The sequence below is a fragment of the Protofrankia sp. CiP1_Cm_nod2 genome (assembly GCF_920664355.1).
Taxonomy (GTDB): Bacteria; Actinomycetota; Actinomycetes; order Frankiales; family Frankiaceae; genus Protofrankia.
On sequence record NZ_CAKKTL010000381.1, the window covers coordinates 1 to 3009 of the forward strand.

The following is a 3009-nucleotide window of genomic DNA, read 5'->3' on the forward strand; positions in this document are numbered from 1 at the left end:
CAGGTCGAGCGGCGCCGGCACCAGCAGCGCGCGGGCGGTGCGGGCGCCGGCCGCCAGCGCGGTGTCGAACAGCGCCACGCCCGCCTCGTCCGACAGCGGCCGCAGCCCGGAGCGGGTGATGCGCTCCCGGTCGGCGTCGGTGAGGCGGGCGGTGACGCCGCTGGCGAGCGCCCACTGGCCCCACGCCAGCGACAGCGCCGGCAGGCCGTGCGCCCGGCGGTACGCCGCGAGCGCGTCCAGCGCGGCGTTCGCCGCCGTGTACGGGGCCTGCCCCGTCCCGCCGGTGAGCCCCGATAGGGACGAGAACAGCACGAACGCGGCCAGGTCGTGCCCGCGGGTGAGCTCGTGCAGGTGCCAGGCGCCGTCCAGCTTGGGACGCAGCACCGCGTCGAGCCGGTCACCGGTGAGGCCGGCGAGCAGGCCGTCGTCGGCGATGCCGGCGGCGTGCACGACCCCGGCCAGCGGATGCTCGGCCGGGATAGCGGCGAGGACGCCGGCGAGCGCGCCACGGTCGGCGGCGTCCGCGGCCACGACGGTGGCGGTCGCGCCGAGCTCGGCGAGCTCGTCCCGCAGCGCCACCGCGCCGGCGGCGTCGGGACCGCTGCGGGAGGTCAGGACGAGGTGGCGGACGCCGTGGGCGGCGACCAGGTGGCGGGCGACCAGCGCGCCGATCGCGCCGGTACCACCTGTGACCAGAACAGTGCCGCCGGCGGCGAACGGCGTCCCGGCCGCTGTGCCGGCCGCTGTGCCGGCCGCTGTGCCGGCCGCTGTGGTGTCCGCCGCTGTGGTGTCCGACGTGGTGTCCGGCGCGTCCAGCGCGGTGTCCGTGGTGGACGCTGAGCTGCCCGCGGCCACATCCGTGCCTGGGCCTGCCGTGCCGGCCGGGTCGGCCTCGTCGGCCGGGTCGGCCGCCGGAACCCGGACCAGGCGGGGGACGGTGACGCTGCCCGCGCGGATCGCGAGCTGCGGCTCGCCGCCGGCGTCCGCGACGGCGAGCGCCGCCGGCAACGCCGCGGCCGAGGCGGGATCGTCGTCGACGTCGAGCAGGACGATCCGGCCGGGATGCTCGGCCTGCGCCGAACGCACCAGCCCCCACACGGCGGCGGACGCGACATCGACAGCTTCGTCAACAACTTCACTGCCAACGGCCCCGCTGCCGACAGTTCCGCCGCCGGCGGTCCCGCTGGCGTCCGTCTCCTGAGCGGTTGTCGTGTGCGCGTCGGCTGTGCCCTGGGGGTCGGCTGTGCCCTGGGCGTCGGCGGGGATGCCGTCCACGGCGACCGCGTGCCGGGTGACGATGACGAGCTGGGTGCCGTCGACCCGACGTTCGGCGGTCCACGCCTGCACCTGGGCCAGGACGCCGCGCGCCGTTGCGTGCGCGGCGGCCAGGACGTCACCGCCAGTGCCGCCGGTGCCGCCGTCGCCGGCGCCGGCGCTGTCGTTCGGGCCGCTGCCGTCGACGCCGGTGGCCGGCAGGCCGCTGGCGAAGACCAGGCCGGGGGTGGGCTCGCCGAGGTCGAGGGCGGCGGTGAGGTCGGTGAGGTCGGCGAACGCGCGGGTGTCCGCGCGGACCTGCCGCAGCAGGTCGCGCAGGTGCTCCTCGGTGCCGAGCACGGACCAGGTCCGCCGGTCGGTGGCCGTCGACGTCGGCAGCGGTTTCCAGTCCACCGCGAACAGGGTGTCGTCGTCCGTCGCCCCGCCGGCGGCGGCCCGCGCGGCGTTGATCTGCGCCGAGGACACCAGCCGGCCGGTGAGCGAGGCGATCGACAGCACGAGCGCGCCGGTGCCGTCGGCGGTGTGCAGGGACAGCCGGTCCGGCCCGGTCACCGCCAGCCGCACCCGCAGCGCGGACGCGCCGGCGGAGTGCAGCCGCAGGCCCGACCAGGCGAACGGGAGCTGCACCTGGCCTGGCGGGGCGTCGAGCAGCCCCCGGTGGGCGCTGACGTGCACGGCCGCGTCGAGCAGGGCGGGGTGCAGGCCGAAGTCGCCGGCGTCCGCACGTACCTGCTCGGGCAGCTCGATCTCGGCGAACAGCTCCTCGCCCCGTTCGGACTGCCGCCGCCAGGCGGCGCGCAGCCCGCGGAACGTCGGCCCGTACACCAGCCCCGCGCCGGCCAGGGCTTCGTAGACGCTGTCGACGTACGCGCTGCCGCTGCCGGGACCGCCGTCGCCGTCGCTGTCGTCACCGTCGGTGCTGATGGCCTCGGCGCCCGGAGGCGGCCAGGTCGCCAGGGCCTGCGCGGCGGCCGCCTCGGCCGCCGCCGCGTCCGCGCCGGGGGTGTCGTCGGCGGTCAGGTAGCCGCTGACGTGGCGGGTCCAGCCGTCGGCGCGGGGCTGCTCGCCGTCCGGCCGCGAGTGGACCGCGATCGGCCGGCGTCCCGTCTCGTCCGGTGTGCCGACGACGACCTGTACCTGGACGCCGCGCCGGCCGGGCAGCACCAGCGGCGCCTCGGCGATCAGCTCGTCGACGGTGTCGTACCCGGTGATCTCGCCGGCGTGCAGGGCGAGCTCGATGAACACCGTGCCCGGGACGATCACGGAGCCCAGCACGGCGTGGTCGGCGAGCCAGGGGTGGGTGTGCAGGGAGAGCCGGCCGGTGAGGATGGTCTGGTCGGTGTCGGCGGGGGTGAGGGCGGCGCGCAGGAGCGGGTGCTGGGTGGCTGCGAGGCCCAGGGTCGTGGGGTCGCCGCTGGTGGTGGCGGGGCGCAGCCAGAAGCGCTGGCGCTGGAAGGCGTAGTTGGGCAGGGGGACGGTGTGTGGCAGGGCGATCGCCGCGTCGGGGCCGGTCGTGTCGGGGCCGGTGAAGAGGGCGGGCCAGTCCAGGCGGACGCCATGGGTGTGTGCGGTGGCGAGCGCGGTGAGCAGGGTGGCCGCTTCGGGCCGGTTGCGGCGCAGCAGGGGGACGGCGACGGGGGCGGTGCGGCTGCCGGTGCTGTCGCCGGTGGTTTCGTCGCTGGTGCTGGTGCTGGTGCTGGTGCTGGTGCTGGTGCTGGTGCTGGTGAGGGTTTC

The 3009-nt window shown here is 77.2% G+C and carries 1 protein-coding gene; it reads right to left on the minus strand.

Translation table 11 applies throughout. The features are described 5' to 3' along the window. On the minus strand, nucleotides 1-3009 hold a 3009-nt coding region (locus NBW84_RS23665; protein WP_250287542.1), incomplete at both ends, for a type I polyketide synthase.